This is a genomic window from Microbacterium sp. HMWF026 (assembly GCF_003061325.1).
Lineage (GTDB): Bacteria > Actinomycetota > Actinomycetes > Actinomycetales > Microbacteriaceae > Microbacterium > Microbacterium testaceum_E.
In genome coordinates this window covers 1,459-2,951 of sequence record NZ_QAJB01000461.1, presented here as the reverse complement: position 1 = coordinate 2,951, position 1,493 = coordinate 1,459, and the positions used below count along the sequence as shown (strand labels likewise).

Sequence of the window (1,493 nt, the reverse complement as noted above, 5' to 3'; positions counted from 1 at the left end):
GGATGCCGGGACTCGATACGGTGCACGGGCGACGGTGGATGCCGTGGCATCCATCAACCGTTCGGGAGACGCCATGACGCGCACCGCTCCGCCGCTCGACCAGCCGTACTACGGGGCGCCCCTCGGGGCGGCGGTCCGTCGCTTCTTCGTCAAGTACGCCACCTTCAGCGGACGCGCGAGTCGCAGCGAATACTGGTGGTGGGTGCTGACCGGCGCCGTCGTGGGCGCGGTGCTGAACGCCCTTCCGACGCTGACCGACGGCATCCGCGTCGAGGCCGACGGGTCGATGACGGTGACCGGTCCCCACGGCATCGCGCTCGGCCTCGTCTGGGTGGTGTGGGCGGTGGGGACGTTCCTCCCCACCCTCGCCGTGCTCGTCCGACGGCTGCACGACGCCAACCGCAGCGGTTTCTGGATCCTGGTAGGTGTGTTCCCGCTCGTGGGCGCGATCGTCCTGTTCGTTCTGACGGTGCTCGGCCCGCGACCCGAGGGTGTCCGTTTCGATCGCTGAGTGACGTGCGATGACGCGGCCGTTCCCACGGAGTCGATAGGGTGCATTCGCGACGACGACCCGTCGATACGCACACTCGCCGCTATGCAGGAGACCGACATGACCAACGTCCGGAGCGCCGTGCCGCTCGATCAGCCGTACTACGGAGCGCCGCTCGGCGCCGCCGTCCAGCGCTTCTTCAAGAAGTACGCGACCTTCCGGGGCCGCGCCAGCCGCAGCGAGTTCTGGTGGTGGGTGCTGGTGAACGTCGTCGTCGCGGCCGTGCTGAGCGGTCTGGCGCTCGCCACCAGCGGCCCGACCGTCGACGAGCTCGGCCAGCCGGTCGGCCCCTCGGGGCTGGGCCTGGTCTTCTACCTGCTCTACCTCGCGTGGACCCTGGCGACCATCGTCCCCGGGATCGCGCTCGTCGTGCGCCGTCTGCACGACTCGAACAAGAGCGGTTTCTGGCTGCTCATCGTGTTCGTGCCCGTCGTCGGTCCGATCATCCTGCTGGTGTTCGAGCTGCTGCCGTCCGACCCGGCCGGAGCGCGCTTCGACGCCTGACGACGTTTCGGACGCCCCGGTCCCGCTCGCGCGGGGTCGGGGCGTTCGTGCGTTCCGACGCTCCTCGGCCGCGCGGCGGATGCCCCCGCGAGACGCGCCGATGCTGCGCGGCGCCGTGTGACGCCCGGCGGAGCCCGCCCGCCTCGACTGTGCCAGGCTGGACGGGATGACGATCGAGCCCCCCGCCCCCGGTGAGCCGCGCCGCCCGCACGGTCCGCGCGACCCCGGCGATGCCTGGGTGGTCGCGCCCACGGGCGAGAAGTACTGGGGTCGTTTCGGTGCCGCGGGACTGCTCGCGCTCGACGCCGACCGCGGGGTGCTGTTGCAGCACCGCGTCGCGTGGAGCCACTTCGGCAACACCTGGGCCCTGCCCGGCGGGGCCCGGCACCAGGGCGAGTCCGCGCGCGACGGAGCGTTGCGGGAGTCGGGTGAAGAGGCG

3 protein-coding genes are annotated in these 1,493 nt (G+C 71.7%); all 3 read left to right on the top strand.

All coding sequences use genetic code 11. From position 1 onward, the window contains the following. Positions 1-511: DUF805 domain-containing protein (locus tag DBR36_RS16660; RefSeq protein WP_308810976.1), on the top strand; the 511-nt coding region annotated here is incomplete at its 5' end. Between the two features lie 99 nt (positions 512-610). Further along, positions 611-1,054: a DUF805 domain-containing protein gene (locus DBR36_RS16655; protein ID WP_108320806.1), complete on the top strand. Its 444-nt coding sequence runs from the start codon at positions 611-613 to the stop codon at positions 1,052-1,054. 166 nt (positions 1,055-1,220) lie between these two features. Next, the coding region (locus DBR36_RS18700; RefSeq protein ID WP_258222948.1) for an NUDIX domain-containing protein at positions 1,221-1,493 on the top strand (273 nt) is incomplete at its 3' end.

What these genes read in the sequence shown, in the direction of transcription:
- DBR36_RS16655 (WP_108320806.1), top strand. Translation starts at nt 611, where the DNA reads ATGACCAACGTCCGGAGCGCCGTGCCGCTCGATCAGCCGTACTACGGA.